This is a genomic window from Streptomyces sp. NPDC043870 (assembly GCF_056435785.1).
Window position 1 is genome coordinate 56505 of sequence record NZ_JBWKDT010000022.1, and the last position, 15089, is coordinate 71593.

Sequence of the window (15089 nt, forward strand, 5' to 3'; positions counted from 1 at the left end):
CGCCCCGATCCTCACGACCTACTGCCGGCCGGCCGTACGCGCTGTGCAGTGGTCGTTCGGTGCTTGAGCGCCCTTTGTGGAGGCGGCGAAGGAGCGCCGCGGTGTAGGGTCGGGATCTTCGGGCGGCGGGAGCCGTACCGGAGTCCTTGAAGGCAGGGCCCATGCAGCTCGCCGATCATCCCACTGGCCGCCGTCTCGCCGCTGCGCTGGACGGCCTCGCCTGCACCTTCCGCGGTATGACCGCGCGGCCCGACGAGTCGAACTGCGAGTGTCACTGGGGCAGCGCCGACGAGCTCGCCCTGTTGAAGACACCCGACGTGGAGCTGGACCCGGACCTCCTGCGAAGGACCTGGCAGGCTGTCGACTGGACCGATCAGGGGGCCATGCTTCGCCGCATACTGCCGCAGTTTGCGAGGGCGCTGGTCAGTGGCGAGGCGGACGACACGTTCGGTCCGGAGGACTGGGCGCGCGCCTTCCGCGCGAGTGGCTGGCAGGAGTGGCCCGGCGACCACGCCAGCCCGGTGTGGGAGTTCCTGCACGCCTGGTGGGCCCTGGCCCTCACCGACCCGGACACCGCCGTGCCTGCTCATCAGGTCTTCGTCCTGTGTGCCGAGGCGTCGCACACGGTCACCCCATGGCTCACCGACTGGGCGGAGCTGACGGGTCATCTCAGCGACCGGCGTCTCGCCGAGGCCGTGGCGGAGTGGGAGTACGACCTGCTCGGCGACGACCTCCCCTGGCACGCCTGGGAGAATGAGAAGGAGATGCGCGATGAGCTGACCGGCTGGCTCCTTGGTCACGCCGCGCCACGCCTGCGCGCGAGCGGTGCATCCGTGCAACTACTGCACCGGATACGACTGCTCGGGCTGACCGGCGACGACCGATGGACGGATCCGCAGTGGCCGGGCCACCGCTACTGACAGGCGGCCTGACCGACCGGAATGCCCAAGACCGTCATCGGCTCCGACAGCACCCCGGCGGACACGGTCGACCGCATCATGCCCGGCACCGGCCTTGCCGGCCTTCCCGCCCTCGGGCGCTCGGGCGCTCGCAGCACGAACCTACGAGGCCGGGCTGGTCCCTCCGTACAGAAGGGAGCAGCCCGGCCTCGTACCACCGCTGCGGTGGATGATCATCGCCTGCGCAGGCCCGGAAGGGGCGAGTCGCAGCCGGCCAGCGGCGGGATGATGCGCGACCGCACGGTCGGTCAGCCTCCGAACGTGCCCGTGGTCTCCGCCTTCCACGCACCGCCCGTGACCTTGTAGACGGTGAGCTGCTTGTTGGTGGCGTCACCGAATTCGTCGAAGGAGACCTTGCCCGTGACTCCGTCGAAGGAGACCTTCTGCAGGGCCTCGGCGACCTTGGCGCGGGCGTCGGAGGGCAGCTTGCCGTCCTTGGCCACGGCCTTCACCGCCTGGATGATCGCCCAGGCCGAGTCGTAGGAGAAGCCGCCGTAGGCTCCGTACGCCTCCTTGTACCCGGCCGCCTTGTAGTCCTCGATGAACTGCTTGGCGGAGGGCAGGCTCTCGACGGGCGCGCCTACGGACGTGGCCAAGTCGCCGTCGCCGCGGGCACCCGTGAGCTTGAGGTACTCGTCGCTGTAGATCGCGTCGCCACCGATGAGCGGGATCGCGGCGCCCGACTTCTTGACCTGCGCGCTGAGCGGGCCGGCCGCCGGGTACTCACCGCCGTAGTAGACGACGTCCGCCCCCGAGTTCTTGATCTTGGTGGCCACGGAGGCGAAGTCCTTGGCATCCGGGTTGACGTGATCGGTGCCGACGACCGTGCCGCCGAGCTTCTTGAAGTGGGCGGAGAACGTCGCGGCCAGGCCTGCGCCGTAGGTCTTCTTGTCGTCGACGACGAAGACCTTCCTCTTCTTGGCCGTGCTGTACAGGTACTCCGCGGCGAACGGACCCTGGATGGCGTCCGTGGTCGCGGTCCGGAAGTACGTCTTGAACGGCCGAACCTTTTCGCCTGTGTCCCACTTGTCGCCCTGGGTGAGGGCGGGGTTGGTGTTGACCGAGACCTCGGACACCTGGGCGGCGTCGAAGACCTTCTGCATCGACTGGGCCACGGAGGAGTTCAGGGGGCCGACGACTCCGATGACGCTCTTGTCGGCGACGAGCTTGGTGGCGTTCTGCTGGCCGGAGGAGGGCTGTGCCTGGTCGTCGAGAGCCTCGATCTTGAAGGTGACGCCGGGCACCTCCTTGTTCTTGTTGGCCTGCTTGACGGCAAGGTCGACCGAGTTCTTCATGCCGAGGCCGAGAGCGGAGAGCTCCCCGGTCAACGGCGCGTCGAAACCGATGGTGACGACGGTGGAGCCGTCGCCGGAGGCATCGTCGGCCTTGCCTGCGTCACGGGAGCCGCACGCCGTGAGCGAAAGCGCTCCGGCGGCGAGCGCGGCGGTCACAGCTATGAGAGAACGGTTGCGCACGTTCGGTCCTTTCCCTTTCAAGACGCCGACCGCGTTGTCAGGGCCGAAGATCGGTCCTCTGGCACGGCGGCTGGCGTGACTCTATGTGACGTCCACCGAAACGAGCAGAGGGGGCGAACCGATGTGATTCTCTTGTTATGGCGCCGCTCAGGCGGAGGATTTCCCTCCACGAGGCCGGTCCCGAGGTCACCGTGCGGCGGTGAAGCGTGTCAGTGGACGCCGTCGCGCGAAGCGGCGGCTGTCCATTCGGGCCCTCGGCAGAAGTGCGGCCCCGGCCCGCACGCCGCCGCCCGCACAAGCGGGGGCAGCGGCTGCGGCCTCGTCGGCAACGTGCTGCATGCGAAGTCGGTACGTCGTGAAAGGGCCCACCGGCCTGGAGCCGGTCCCGGCGTGCGTCGACAATGCGCTCAGGAGCGCCGGTACCGGGACGATGCCCCGCCCCACATCGACCGGAACGATCCATCACCAGGTGGGTCACACGATCCATCGGAACTGCCTAGTACCCCGGATTCTTCGTGGCCCTGTCCCGCAGGGTGTAACCACCGTCGACGACCGCCATGTCGGCGGCGGGCGCCATGCACTTGGTCAGCAGGGGCGCGCCCTTGGCCGTCGCTCCGGACAGCCCGGCGCGTGCGTTGCCGTTCCTGGGGACGTAGAAGCTCACGCCCATGCGGGTGTGAGGGTCCAGGTGCGTCTGCCACGGGTGGCCGGCGCTGGTGCGGACGAGTCGGCCGGTCACAGTGGCGGTGGGGCCGCCGGTGGTGAGGCAGTCGACCTCGAAGTCGCCCCAGTAGTCACGGCCGTCGATGACGTGGGAGATACGGAAGGTGCCCCAGGAACGGGTGGGCATGCTGCCCACGGTGTAGGTGGAGTGGGCGTCGACGGTTACCCGCACCTCCTCCTCGGCGATGTCGTAGCCCAGTCGCGCCTCCCCCTCGAGGGAGGAGGCGAAGCTGGTCGGTGGGGCGTCGGGCGCGGCTTCGGGCGCAGGGGCGGCGGCCGCGGGGGCGGCAACAGCGGCGACGAGGGCGAGGACGGCGGCGGCCCGCAGGGTCTTCTTCAGCACGGTCAGGCTCCGATCTGGGCATGTGATGACGTTCGCGTCGATCGTCGCCAACACCGCTGCGCCCAGGCGTCGTTCGAGGGTCGCGACCGCATCCGCCGCACGGGCGAGGCGGCCCTCCCACCGGTCACCCTCAGGGACCGTCCGGCGGACCCTGCCGAATCATCGGCGTCGGCCGCGTCGCCGTACCGCGCTGCGACCGGTACCCGATCGATCCGTCGGCCTGAATGCCGCTCCTCATCGGGTGTGAGGCCCTGGCGTGCGGGTGGGCTTGGCCGATGGGGCAGGCAGCCTCCAAGGCCGACCGATGCAGGACGCATCGGCCGGCGTGGGTTCCGGGTGGGGTGGTTCTCCGGTGCCGGCTACGCGTGCCAGAGCGAGTTACGCCGATGACGCGCCGGCGGTACGTCCACCGTGTCCGCGTCATCGAGTGCGAGTTCGTCGGTGGTGGAGTTCACCAGCCTCAGGAGAGTCCCCACTTGGGTTCGTAGCCGCTGTCGCGCACGGCGCTCCTCCACTGCGGACCACTGAGCGATGGAGCGGTCCCGCTTGCGTCGAGCGAATGAGTAGACATCGACCGTGTGACGGATCATGCGAGGTTGGGGCCTTGTGGACGCTCGTGTCGCCTCGGTGAAGCTGCGGGCGCTGTACCTGAGGTCGTAGAGAACCACGGAACGCCAGAGGCTCTCTGGAGAGCAGCCGTGTGCCCTCCGGCTGTATGAAGGGGGAAGGTGGTGGGCGGTGCGTGACACGGGACTCCGTTCGCAGCAACCGCCAGGTATCTCCTGGCGGGCTACCTGAAGCCCGTCGGCCCTTTCGAACGTGCGTTTTCCATGCGCGTAACCCTATCTCGCTGTTCCGTGGGCCGGTTGGCCCCGTACGTGCCACGGCCCCGCACCCTTCTGAGTGCGGGGGCCGTGAGGTGGTCGGGGGCGGTCAGGCGGTGACGGAGTACCACCGCGAGCAGATGGGCTCGGACTTCACCACGCAGACCCGCATGTTGTAGGTGTGACCCTCGGGAAGGTTCTGGGTGCTGCAGTGGACTGCCGGGGCGGGGTCGCCCTTGGTGTTGGCGGAGACTCCGACGGCGAGTTCGGCGCGAATGTAGTAGCCGTCGCCCGTGCCGTCCTCGGCGCACACCGTGTCACCGGTCTGGGCACCGGACGGGTCTTGGTGCCACTTGCCGTCACCGGCGAACTGGCCGTTGATGTAGGCATAGATCGTCGTGCCGTTCCCGTTGGGAGACTCGCTGAAGGTGACCGAAGGTGCGGCACTTGCCGGCCCTGCCCCGAATCCAAGTACTGCGCCGGTGAGCAGGACGCCGCCTGCAGCCATGGAAGCGAGCCGCTTGGTTGTCTTCTGCATTGGATGTTCCCCTTGTCGTTGTGGTCCGCCTGGCCGCACCTCCGCGCGCAGCCGAAAGGCTCGGCGACAGGCAGCAACGTCGCGACCTGCCGGTCGGTGGCCACGATTGCCCAGGCGGCGGACGGCGTACGGCATGGTGTCCAGGGCCTGGTCATGGCCCTACGCCTCCGGAAAGGATCCTGGAATGGCGCCGCAGAGTCGTTAGCGCACGGTCCACAAGTCACTTAGCTGAGAGTCGACTTCGGGCCATTGGGCGCCTGACACCTGTAGTCCCTCGGCGGGAGGTGGTACGCAGCACGGAACGCGCGGCTGAAATCGGCTGCGCGGGGAAAGCCCCAGCGAGTTGCGATGACGTGGATGGGCGTGGAGTGCAGTGCCGGATCGGTGAGGTCGCGGCGGGCGGCCTCCAGGCGCCGCAGGCGGATCCACGCGGCGACCGTGGCCTCTTCGTCCTGGAAGAGGCGGTGCAGATAGCTGGTGGAGATGTGGTGCGCGGTAGCGACAGCAGCCGGGGTGAGCTGCGGGTCGTGCAGGTGCTCCTGGATGAAGCTTTTGATCCGCAGGACGAGGGTTCGCCTGTGGGTGTCCGGCGGCAGGGTGCGCTCGGCTTCGAAGACGTGAGCGAAGAGCGCCGTGACCAGATCGGTCAGGACCGTTCCCAGCCGGGCCCCGTCGGAGGGCTGGTAGGGGGTGGTGTCCGCGATCAGTTGGGTGAGGAACTGCGCCAGCAGCACGCCGATCCCTGTCCGGGCCGGTACTCGCCTGGGGACCGTGCGGCCGGCCGTACCGCGCGGCAGCGGTAACAGCGACTTGGGGATCTCGAGCCCGACAGCCGTCACGGGGTCCATGCCCGTGCGGATCTCCCACGGCACCGAGGAATCGTTGATATGCAGGTCGGACGGCCGGTAGACGGTCTCGTGGCCGTCCCAGTTGCCTATCCCCGTCCCGCCCACGACAAGTGAGAGGTGGTACAGCTCCGGGTCGGACTGACGGATCAGTTTCGGCGTGCGCCGGATGACCAGCTGCTGGAACGTGGCCGGCCACACAGACACGGCACCGAGGTCCAGCACACGTTGGGTAGCCCGGAAGTCGTGGGCGTGATCGCTGCTCATGCGCACAGGAGCATGAGTTTGCCCCACACGCTCCGCCCAGTAGGCCAACCGGTCCGCCGGCGGCACATCCTCACTCCGGAACACCATCTCGTTCAGCACGCGTTCTTCCCCCTGGATCGTGAGTCTCAGAAGATCACACAGGGTGCCGATAAGCGTCTGATCAACGGATGCGCGCAACGCACGCCGTCTCGAAGGGCAGGGCGCGCTGCTCAGCCGGCCCTCCGTCCAGGATCGGGATGCGCTGGACGTAGCCATGCGGACGAGGCCGCGGAGTGCCGGGGCGAGGTTCCGCCCGCGCCCGTCCCGACACCCCTGCTCCGGTCGATGGCCAGTGTGCGCTCCCCCCTCGGCATTCGGCCGTCCGCCCAGCCTCGCAGGGTCTGGTGTCGCTCAAACCCCGCAACCGCAGGGCCACTTGACGCGTGTTGGAGACCAAGTCCGCAACATCAGTCCTGCGACCACCTGAAGGTGGCCTTCGCTACGGAACATCGGGGGAGCCACACCATGCACCGGAACCACATGCACCGCTCTGCCACCCGGTTTGCCGCGACATCCATGGCCCTTGGAACACTGGTGCTCACCGGCCTCGGCTCCGCGACCGCCCACGCCGCGGAACCGTACGCGTACTCGACGACACTGACATCTCCTGGCGCGCTGGATCAGGACTCGGTGTCAAGAACGAGTGCACGAAAAACAAGGGTTGGCTGCCCAACGGCTACTACGACGTCACTCTGTACCCGGAGTACAACGGGAGTGCAATCAAGGGCGTCGTCTTCAAGCTGAGCGACAAGACCTGCGCGGCCGGCACCGCCACACGCACCGAGCTGTTCATCCACAGTGAGATGACGCGCAGTGGCGGCCAGGGCAGCGTCGAGTCCCAGCAATGGACCAACCGCAGCCCCAACGACTACCTCTCCCAAGGCTGCATCAAGCTCAACCCCACCGACATCAAGTCACTCGCCGCCTACTACAAGCAGTACCACCGGGCAGGCACGAAGGTCCGCGGCAAGCTGGCCGTCGTTTCCTGAGGCGGCCTTGACAGACGGGAGACCGGGCCGTCCGGTCCCCGCTTCCTCCACGTACGCGTCGACCGTCCCTCGACGTCGCGCGGGAGGCGGGAACGCAGGGTCGGGGCGGCGCCGGTCCCGCATGTACAGGCCGTTCCAGTGCGTGGTGGCTCCGGCCCATGCCGGAGACCGGCGCAGCTCACCCGTGCAGGCGGCGAAGTCAGGCTGGACCTGGCCCATTCACGACGTCTGGGACACTGCCGTGACCGGTTCGTGCGGCAATGGGGGGTGCCCGATGGAGGGGATAGCAGGGTGGGCGCAGCGGCTGACCTGGCAGGAGGCCGCCGGGATGGCGCTGGCTCAGAACGGCTTGGTACTTGTGCTCGCCGTGGCGCTCGGCGTTCTGCTGCGACGGTGGGCGGCCGGTGAAGGGGGACCGAGTGCCGAGGCCAGGCGGCTGTCGCCGTTGGAAGGCGCGCTTATCGCGACAGCCGTCCTGCTCAACGCCGCTGTCACAGTGGCCGGTTGGTCGCTGTGGCAGCAGGGCTGGCTGGTGCTGCGGCCCGGCGTGGACCTGTGGGCGGTCCTCGATCTGGTCGGATTCACCCTGATCATGGATATGGCCATGTACCTGGGGCACGCAGCCGCGCATCATCCTCGGCTGTACCCGCTCGTTCACCAGCTGCACCACCGCTGGGTCGATCCGCGTCCCTCGACACTGTTCGTCCTGCACCCTTTGGAGGTCGTCGGCTTCGGCAGCACATGGCTGGTGGTGCTGTGTCTGTATCCGCTTCATGCCTGGGCCCTGGTCGGCTATGCGGTGATCAACCTCGTCATGGGGACGCTCGGGCATCTGGGTGTGGAACCGTGGCCGCCACGGCTACGGCGGCTCGAGGTCTTCCGTTGGTTCCCCCTGTCGAGCTTCCACGGCGCCCACCACGCCGACCCCGCCGTCAACCTGGGTTTCTACACCACCGCATGGGACCGGATCTTCGGCACCCTGGACCCGGCATACGACCGGGAGCGGATGGGCCTCACGAACAGAGCCGACCACGGCGCCCCGGAGGTGGCCGACCCGCGGTAGCCGGCCGGCGCCCGCCGCGTCACTGCTGTCCGGGTGGCCGGCGACAAGACGGCGTTCATGCTCTTCATGGGCATCGCCATGTAGATCACCGCGTTCCCGGTGCCGGCCCGGATCCTCACCGACCGGGGCATGATCCGTACGCCACTGACCGTGGTAGCGGCCGCGATGGCGGGTCCGCTGCTGGCCCTGGTTCCTGGGGCGACCGACCGGAACGACGCCGCATCCACCCGAGCCTGCAACCCGGTCGGCAACTGTGACCGACACCAAGACGCTGCCGGCGGCGAAACAGCCCATGGACATTCGGACTCCCTCCGACTGCGGCCGAACGGGCGACGTGACTGCGCTGTGGGACCGGACGGGCGGGTGAATGTGCCCCGGCACGAGGAAAATGGCTGCACGCGCCGCGCCCTGAAGGGAACGTGTCCATGCTCGAGCCCGCGGAAGGCCAGAGCTTCGCCGTACCGCCCCTCGCGACGGAAGCAGCAGTGCCATGCAACACCGCGCCGCGACGGAGGCGGTTTTGAGCGGACGAACGTTTCGCACGCTCGTGCCGACGATGCTCGCGCTGGCCCTGGCAGGCGGATGCGGCACCGCGGGCGCGCGAGGCTCGGAGGCCGCTGCCGTGGCCGAGAGGTTCGAGAGGGCCGTCCGCAAGGGGGACACCGAAGCCGCCTGTACGCTCCTGGCTCCGGAGACACTCGCCGAGACAGAGCACTCCGGGCAGACGCAGTGCGCCTCGGCACTGAAGGAAGAGCAGCTCCCTGACGGGGGCGCCGTACGGGAGAGCACGGTGTACGGACAACAGGCGATGGTCACGCTCCAGGGCGACACGCTGTTCCTGTCACTGTTCGGGAGCGGCTGGCGGGTGGTCGCAGCGGGCTGTGTGCCTGAGGCCGGCAAGCCGTACGACTGCCAGGTCAAGGGAGGCTGAGACCGGTGCGGGTCTTGTTCACTCTCTGTCTGGTCACGGTGCTCGGAGGCCTGGCCTACTTCATCACTCTGGGACTTCTGCACCGGTGAGTATGGGGAGGGCCGCAGAAAATGCGCCGGTTCGTGCATGACAATTCGCTGACATTGGTGTTCGGTTCTGCCTTCCTGCTGGTTCTGTACGGCCAGGCGATCGCAGGTCATTCCGAGTTCAACCAGCAACTGGCCGTGGACGGGCTCGCCCAGATCGGCTTCGGCGACTACCTGATGTCGTCGGACTTCGCCGTGGACGTCACCGAGAACTGGCAGTCGGAGTACCTGCAGTTCTTCCTCTACGTATTCGGCACCGTCTATCTGCTGCAGCGTGGTTCACCGGAGTCGAAGGAAACACACAAGGCCGGCGTGGAGTCGGAGAAGGACCAGCTGATGGGCGAACACGCCCGCCTCGATTCACCGCGCTGGGCGAGCACCCTGGACTGGCGGCAGGCATTGTTCTCCCGCTCCTTGGGGCTCGTCATGGCGAGCCTGTTCCTCCTCTCCTGGCTTGCCCAGTCCATTGCCGGGGCCGCTGCGTACAACGGGCAACGCCTGCGCCAGCTCCAGGCGCCCGTCAGCTGGGGCGACTACCTGGTCTCAGCGGACTTCTGGAGCCGCTCCCTGCAGAACTGGCAGTCGGAACTGCTCGCCGTGGCCTCCATGGCCATCCTGTCCGTCTATCTCCGCCAGCGCGGCTCGCCCGAGTCCAAGCCCGTCGGTGCCGCCCACACCTCGACCGGTGTCGAGGGATAGCGGGTGGGGTCGACGGCTCACTCCCCTTCCTTCTTGACGGCGAAGGCGTAGTCCTGTTCCTTCTCGACGACGAAGGTGTAGTCCTGCTCGGCCGGCACCCGCCTTGCGCAGTGGACGACGACCGCTCTGATCATGAGCGAGGAAGACGCTGACGAGCCCGGCCGATGTGGCCGCCGGCAGGCGGCGCCATGGAAGACGTTCCGACTCGGGCCCCTAGAGCGGGAGCACCGACCCGTCACAACGGCGTCGGCGCACCTGAAGGTGATACACGGCGAAGGCGCGGCCGATCACGGGCTGGGCCACGTTGCGTACGAGGACACCGCCCGCCGTCATGCCGTGCTCGACACCCCGGTGCGCATGGCCGTGCACAGCCAGGTCCGCGCCCGACTCGTCCACCGCCTCGGCCAGCAGGTAGCTGCCGAGGAAGGGATAGATCTCGGGCGGCTCTCCGGCGAGGGTGTCCGGCACGGGCGAGAAGTGCATCAGGGCGATCCGTACCGCGCAGCCCTGCGCCGCGAGCATGTCGAGGGCTCGCCGCAGGCTTGTCGCGCAGCGGCGGGTGTGGCGGACGAACTCCTTCATCACGGGTTCGCCGAACTCGCCGGCGCTGCGGCCGGTGTAGCCTCCGCCGAAGCCCTTGGTGCCGGCGATGCCGACCTTCGTGCCGCGGATGTCCAGCATCGTGGCGTCGCCCTCGAGGACCGTCACACCGGCCTCGGTCAGCACGGCCGTCACTTCGGCCTCGCGGTCGCTGTGGTAGTCGTGATTGCCCAGGACGCCCACGACCGGGACCGGCAGCCCGGCCACCTCGGCGGCCACGACCTCTGCCTCCGCGACGGTGCCGTGGCGAGTGAGGTCGCCTGCGAGCAGCAGGACGTCCGCGCAGCCGTCGAGGGTGTCGAAGGCGGGCCTGAGCAGTCCCCGGCAGTCCTCTCCCAGATGGATGTCGCCGACGGCCGCGATCCGGATCATGGGAGTTCCTCGCTGCGGTCGGGGGCCTCCGCCGAGGCGATCATCAGGTCGGATCGGACGGGCATGCTGCCCAACTCCTCGGTGGCGATACGCAGAATGTCGTCCCTGCGTGCTGCGGTGGCGACGGTGCCGGACAGCAGGACCGCGCTGCCCCGCTCGTCGATGCGTATGCCCAGCTCGGCGATGTCGTCACCGGCGAGGCGCTCGCGCAGGCGCGCGATCCGGTAGGCGCTGTCGCCACGGTGGCCACCGGCGGCCACGCCGGTGCCGCTCCGGTCGGGCTTCACGGCCCCGCCTCCCTCCGGTCCCCGTGCTCGATGACCTCGAGTCGTTCGAGGAGGTAAAGGAACGCGTCCGCGAGCGGCTCCTGCCGGTGCTCCTCCCGCAGCGCCTCCCAGTCGATGCGCTCGCGCAGGGTGCGGGCGACGGTGAGCAGGGGGCCGAAGTCGCAGTGGTGCTCGGACAGGGCGGCTAGCCGGCTGCTCAGCAGGTCGTACGGCGTCAGGACCGGCATCCGCACCGAGTCGACGGACAGTACGGGCGCGTTCCTGAGCATGTCGCCGGTCACCGGCCGATGGGCCAGCTCGAAGATCAGGTCGATCTCCTCACCCCCCGCCCGCGCCTTGACCAGCCAGTCCTCGGGCGCGGGCACGATTTCGACACCGCCCTCGCGCAGATCCTGGACCACCCCGTCGACGTCCTCGCGTCGGATGCAGAAGTCCGTGTCGTGCTGCAGCACCGCAGGTACGCCGTGCGCGTGCGCCGCGACGCTGCCCGCGAGCGCGAAGGGGTACCCGGACGCCTTGAGCAGCGCCGCCACCTGCTTGGTCGTCTCCAGGATCGACTGGGTGTGGTCCGGGGGAAGGTCGCGGGACGCGTTGTGCTCCGGGTCGCCGGCGGCACGTGCGAGGTGCGGCCGACGGCCGTCGCCGTGGGTCTCGCTCATGCGGTTCATGACCACCACTCCGTCCTGCCGGCCCATCAGCCCTTGGCGCCACCGGTCTTGGCGCCACCGGCTTTGCCGCCACTGGCCTTGGCGCCTGCGCCGCCACCGGGGAGGAATTCCTGCATCTTCGCCTTGACGCCCTGACGGATCACCGAGCCCCTGTCGCTGTCACCGCGCCACACGGCGGTGGCCGTCGCCCGTATCTGGTCCCATGTCGCGTGCGGAGGGATGGGCGGGACGGCGGGGTCCGTGCGGAAGTCGATGACGAAGGGCCGGTCGGACGCGAGGGCCTGACGCCAGATCTGCTCCACGTCGCCGGGGTCGGTCACGCGCGCCCCGTCGAGGCCCAGCTCCCGCGCGAAGGCGGCGTACGGAACGTCGGGCAGGCGCTGGGACTCCTCGAACTGCGGCGCGCCTTCGAGGGCGCGCATCTCCCAGGTCGCCTGATTGAGGTCCTGGTTGTTGAGGACGGCGACGACGAGACGGGGATCCGGCCACTGCGGCCAGTACTTGGCGGCTGTGATCAGCTCGGAGAGGCCGTTCATCTGCATCGCACCGTCGCCGACGAGCGCGATCGCCGGCCGTCGGGGCAGGGCGAACTTGGCACCGATGGCGTACGGGACGCCCGAACCCATCGTGGCCAGGGTGCCCGACAGGGACCCGCGCATACTGCCGCGTATCCGCAGGTGGCGGGCGTACCAGTTGGCCGCCGATCCGGAGTCCGCGGCCAGGACCGCGTCATCGGGCAGCAAACGGTCGAGCGCGTGCACCACGAACTCCGGGTTGACCGGATCGGCGGACACGGCGGCACGCCGCTCCATCACCTCCCACCAGCGGTGCGTGTTCCGCTCGACAGCCCCCCGCCAGGACCGGTCGTGCTTGCGGACCAGCAGGGGGATCAGCCGCTTGAGGGTCTCCGCAGCATCGCCCAGCACATTGAGCTCGAACGGGTAGCGCAGCCCCGCCATGGACGGCTCGATCTCGACCTGCACGGCCCGCACCCGCCCGTACTCCGGCAGGAACTGGCTGTACGGGAAGCTGGAGCCGATCACCAGCAGCGTGTCGCAGTCGCGCATCAGCTCGTACGAGGGCCGGGTGCCCAGCGGCCCGATCGCGCCGGTGACGTACGGCAGCGTGTCGGGCAGAACGTCCTTGCCCAGCAGCGCCTTCGCGACACCGGCCCCCAGGACGTCGGCGAGCTCCTCCACCTCGGCGCGCGCGTTCCGGGCCCCCTGGCCGATGAGCACGGCGACGCGCTCCCCGGCGTTGAGGATCTCGGCGCAGCGGGCGAGGTCCTCGTCGGAGGGCACCGGTGCGCAGTGACCGGTCCCCAGGCTGGACGGCACCATCTTGAAGGCGTGCGCGGGCGCCTCGTACTCCAGGTCCTGCACGTCGGCGGGGACGATCACGGCCGTCGCGGTGCGGCGTGCGGCCGCGACGCGCATGGCCCGGTCCAGGACGTTGGGCAGCTGCTGCGGGACAGTGACCATGGCGCAGAACTCCGAGGCGACGTCCTTGTAGAGCGACACGAGGTCGACCTCCTGCTGGTACGAACCGCCCATCGCGCTGCGGTCGGTCTGCCCGACCACGGCCACGACGGGGACATGGTCGAGCTTGGCGTCGTAGAGGCCGTTGAGGAGGTGGATGGCCCCGGGGCCCGACGTCGCGGCGCAGACTCCGGTGCGGCCCGAGTACTTCGCGTAGCCGACGGCCTCGAAGGCGGACATCTCCTCATGGCGGGACTGGATGAACTGCGGGGTGTCGCCGGCGCGTCCCCATGCGGCGAGCAGTCCGTTGATGCCGTCGCCGGGGTAGGCGAAGACGTGCTCGACGCCCCATGCGCGAAGCCGTTCGAGGATGTGGTCGGAAACCTTCATCGTGGTGGACTCCGTTCGCGTCGGGTGGCCGGCCGGCCTTCGGGGACGGCCGGTCGAGGACTCGCTCACTGTCGGCCGGGCGGTTGTCAGGCGGCGCGGGCCGTGCGCCGGCCGCTTCCCTTCGTGAGGGCTCTGACGATTTCCTCGCGGTTCATGGAGGAGCGGCCCGGGACACCTGCGTCGGCGGCGCGCCGGTAGAGCTCGTCCTTGGTGAGGCCTTCCAGATCGGTTGCCTTCCCGGCTCCCCGCCCGGCGTCGTCGCATTTCGCGCGGGTACGCCCGCCACGCCCGCCCTTCGGCTCCCGGGCCCGGTCGAGGCTGGCCTGCAGGGCGTCCATCAGGTCGGTCACGTCGGTGGACTCCGGCGGCTGTTCCGCCTTCTCGACCGGCTCTCCGGCCTGCTTGGCCTTCAGGAGCAGGGCGACCTCCTCCTGGTAGGTGTCGTGGAACGCCTCGGGCTCCCAGTCCATGCTCAGCGTGTCGACCAGCTGCCGGGCCGTCTTCAGCTCGCGGTCGGTGACTTTGGCCGAGCGCGGCAGGTCGGGGATCTCCTTCTGCGGGTCGCGGATCTCGTCGGACCAGTGCAGCGTGTGGAGGGTCAGGATGCCCGCCTCGGCCTTGACCGCGACCAGGTACTCGCGATTGCGCATGACGAACGTCGCGATACCGGCTCTGTTCGAACGGGCCAGGGCATCCCGGAGCACGGCGTAGACCTTGCGGTACTCCTTGCCCTTCGGGCCCAGGTAGTAGGTCTTGTCGAAGAAGATCGGATCGACCTCGTCCAGGTCGACGAAGCCGCTGATCTCCAGGGACCGGGAGCGGCCCGGGGCGATGTCGTCCAGCTCGCCGGGCTCGACGATCACGTACGCGTCGCCGGTGTCGAAGCCCTTGACGATCTCCTCCGGCGGCACCTCCTCGTCGGTGCGTTCGTTCACGCGCTTGTTGCGTACGCGGTCCGACGTGCCGCGCTGCAGCCGGTGGAAGTGGATCGTGTGGCTCTCGGTCGCGCTGAACATCTGCACGGGCACCGTGACCAGCCCGAACGTCAGCGCGCCGCTCCACACCGCCCGCGCCATGGATTCTCACCTCCGGCCCCCTTCTGGGGGGTACCCGGCCGGTGGCCGGTGACACGCTGGAGGAAGGGGGCCGGCGTGTCGATTCGCCGCAGCACCACGAGTCGGCCGCCGGTGCCTGCCGGGGTATCTGCCCGACAGGCCGTGGTCCGGCAGGGGGAAGCTCCTACGAAAGGGGTGCGCCATGTCCGACCAAGGACGAGGCGACGATGTCTACCAGCCCCAGCACTCCGATGTGCAGAACCGTCCTGATGACGAGCTGGACCTGCAGAACGCGCTCGACGACGCCCAGACCGACGACAGCCTCGACGACGGGTACTCGCCTCCCGAGCGCCCGCTGGGTGTGGAGAAGTACGGCACGACGGGCGCGGAGCAGCAGGCGGGCGAATCCCTCGACGAGCGCCTGGCACAGGAGGTCCCGGATTCCGACGTGCCCGTGT

Annotated in this window: 14 protein-coding genes and 1 pseudogene; 6 read left to right on the forward strand and 9 right to left on the reverse strand. The window is 69.0% G+C overall.

Annotated features, from left to right (window positions below; genetic code table 11):
- Positions 1-161 precede the first annotated feature (161 nt).
- Positions 162-920, forward strand: coding sequence for a hypothetical protein (locus AC0699_RS24670; RefSeq protein ID WP_478663955.1), 759 nt, complete (start codon positions 162-164; stop codon positions 918-920).
- Between the two features lie 287 nt (positions 921-1207).
- On the opposite strand, the gene AC0699_RS24675 is transcribed toward AC0699_RS24670, so the two are convergent.
- The 4 genes from AC0699_RS24675 to AC0699_RS24690 form a co-directional block, all read right to left on the reverse strand.
- Entirely contained in the window at positions 1208-2434 is a 1227-nt protein-coding gene (locus AC0699_RS24675; RefSeq protein ID WP_478663958.1) for a branched-chain amino acid ABC transporter substrate-binding protein, read from the reverse strand.
- A 496-nt stretch (positions 2435-2930) separates the two neighbouring features.
- Positions 2931-3500 carry a hypothetical protein gene (locus AC0699_RS24680; RefSeq protein WP_478663961.1) on the reverse strand — a complete coding sequence of 190 codons (570 nt, stop codon included), beginning with the start codon at positions 3498-3500 and terminating at the stop codon, positions 2931-2933.
- A gap of 933 nt (positions 3501-4433) precedes the next feature.
- Positions 4434-4862 carry a hypothetical protein gene (locus AC0699_RS24685; protein ID WP_478663963.1) on the reverse strand — a complete coding sequence of 143 codons (429 nt, stop codon included), beginning with the start codon at positions 4860-4862 and terminating at the stop codon, positions 4434-4436.
- Positions 4863-5086: 224 nt separating this feature from the next.
- Positions 5087-6073: an AraC-like ligand-binding domain-containing protein gene (locus tag AC0699_RS24690; RefSeq protein WP_478663966.1), complete on the reverse strand. Its 987-nt coding sequence runs from the start codon at positions 6071-6073 to the stop codon at positions 5087-5089.
- Between the two features lie 743 nt (positions 6074-6816).
- Here AC0699_RS24690 and AC0699_RS24695 point away from each other — a divergent pair.
- From AC0699_RS24695 to AC0699_RS24710, 4 genes are all read left to right on the forward strand, one after another.
- Positions 6817-7002 carry a hypothetical protein gene (locus AC0699_RS24695; protein ID WP_478663968.1) on the forward strand — a complete coding sequence of 62 codons (186 nt, stop codon included), beginning with the start codon at positions 6817-6819 and terminating at the stop codon, positions 7000-7002.
- A gap of 274 nt (positions 7003-7276) precedes the next feature.
- Positions 7277-8065, forward strand: a complete 789-nt coding sequence (locus tag AC0699_RS24700; RefSeq protein ID WP_478663969.1) for a sterol desaturase family protein — start codon at positions 7277-7279, stop codon at positions 8063-8065.
- Between the two features lie 520 nt (positions 8066-8585).
- Positions 8586-8996 (forward strand): hypothetical protein, encoded by a 411-nt coding sequence (locus tag AC0699_RS24705; protein ID WP_478663972.1) that lies wholly within the window; start codon positions 8586-8588, stop codon positions 8994-8996.
- A 110-nt stretch (positions 8997-9106) separates the two neighbouring features.
- A complete protein-coding gene (locus AC0699_RS24710; protein ID WP_478663974.1) occupies positions 9107-9781 on the forward strand; it encodes a DUF6766 family protein in 675 nt (224 codons plus the stop codon).
- 213 nt (positions 9782-9994) lie between these two features.
- On the opposite strand, the gene AC0699_RS24715 is transcribed toward AC0699_RS24710, so the two are convergent.
- The 5 genes from AC0699_RS24715 to ku all read right to left on the reverse strand — a co-directional run bounded on the left by AC0699_RS24715 (position 9995) and on the right by ku (position 14652).
- Positions 9995-10753 (reverse strand): metallophosphoesterase family protein, encoded by a 759-nt coding sequence (locus AC0699_RS24715; protein ID WP_478663977.1) that lies wholly within the window; start codon positions 10751-10753, stop codon positions 9995-9997.
- Positions 10750-11040 carry a hypothetical protein gene (locus AC0699_RS24720; RefSeq protein WP_478663980.1) on the reverse strand — a complete coding sequence of 97 codons (291 nt, stop codon included), beginning with the start codon at positions 11038-11040 and terminating at the stop codon, positions 10750-10752. Before AC0699_RS24720 ends, AC0699_RS24715 begins: the two co-directional genes overlap by 4 nt.
- Positions 11037-11708 (reverse strand): nucleotidyltransferase family protein, encoded by a 672-nt coding sequence (locus AC0699_RS24725; RefSeq protein WP_478663982.1) that lies wholly within the window; start codon positions 11706-11708, stop codon positions 11037-11039. The genes AC0699_RS24720 and AC0699_RS24725 overlap by 4 nt, the downstream gene beginning before the upstream one ends.
- 26 nt (positions 11709-11734) lie before the next feature.
- Entirely contained in the window at positions 11735-13576 is a 1842-nt protein-coding gene (locus tag AC0699_RS24730) for a thiamine pyrophosphate-requiring protein (RefSeq protein ID WP_478663985.1), read from the reverse strand.
- Between the two features lie 86 nt (positions 13577-13662).
- Positions 13663-14652, reverse strand: a complete 990-nt coding sequence (gene ku / locus AC0699_RS24735) for a non-homologous end joining protein Ku (RefSeq protein WP_478663987.1) — start codon at positions 14650-14652, stop codon at positions 13663-13665.
- Positions 14653-14833: 181 nt separating this feature from the next.
- On the opposite strand from ku, the pseudogene AC0699_RS24740 reads away from it, so the two are divergent.
- A pseudogene (locus AC0699_RS24740) lies at positions 14834-15085 on the forward strand (DUF5709 domain-containing protein); the annotation flags it as partial.
- Between the last annotated feature and the right edge of the window lie 4 nt (positions 15086-15089).

What these genes read in the sequence shown, in the direction of transcription:
- AC0699_RS24670 (WP_478663955.1), top strand. Translation starts at nt 162, where the DNA reads ATGCAGCTCGCCGATCATCCCACTGGCCGCCGTCTCGCCGCTGCGCTG.
- AC0699_RS24685 (WP_478663963.1), bottom strand. Translation starts at nt 4,862, where the DNA reads ATGCAGAAGACAACCAAGCGGCTCGCTTCCATGGCTGCAGGCGGCGTC.
- AC0699_RS24695 (WP_478663968.1), top strand. Translation starts at nt 6,817, where the DNA reads ATGACGCGCAGTGGCGGCCAGGGCAGCGTCGAGTCCCAGCAATGGACC.
- AC0699_RS24700 (WP_478663969.1), top strand. Translation starts at nt 7,277, where the DNA reads ATGGAGGGGATAGCAGGGTGGGCGCAGCGGCTGACCTGGCAGGAGGCC.
- AC0699_RS24710 (WP_478663974.1), top strand. Translation starts at nt 9,107, where the DNA reads ATGCGCCGGTTCGTGCATGACAATTCGCTGACATTGGTGTTCGGTTCT.
- AC0699_RS24715 (WP_478663977.1), bottom strand. Translation starts at nt 10,753, where the DNA reads ATGATCCGGATCGCGGCCGTCGGCGACATCCATCTGGGAGAGGACTGC.
- AC0699_RS24725 (WP_478663982.1), bottom strand. Translation starts at nt 11,708, where the DNA reads ATGAACCGCATGAGCGAGACCCACGGCGACGGCCGTCGGCCGCACCTC.
- AC0699_RS24730 (WP_478663985.1), bottom strand. Translation starts at nt 13,576, where the DNA reads ATGAAGGTTTCCGACCACATCCTCGAACGGCTTCGCGCATGGGGCGTC.
- ku (WP_478663987.1), bottom strand. Translation starts at nt 14,652, where the DNA reads ATGGCGCGGGCGGTGTGGAGCGGCGCGCTGACGTTCGGGCTGGTCACG.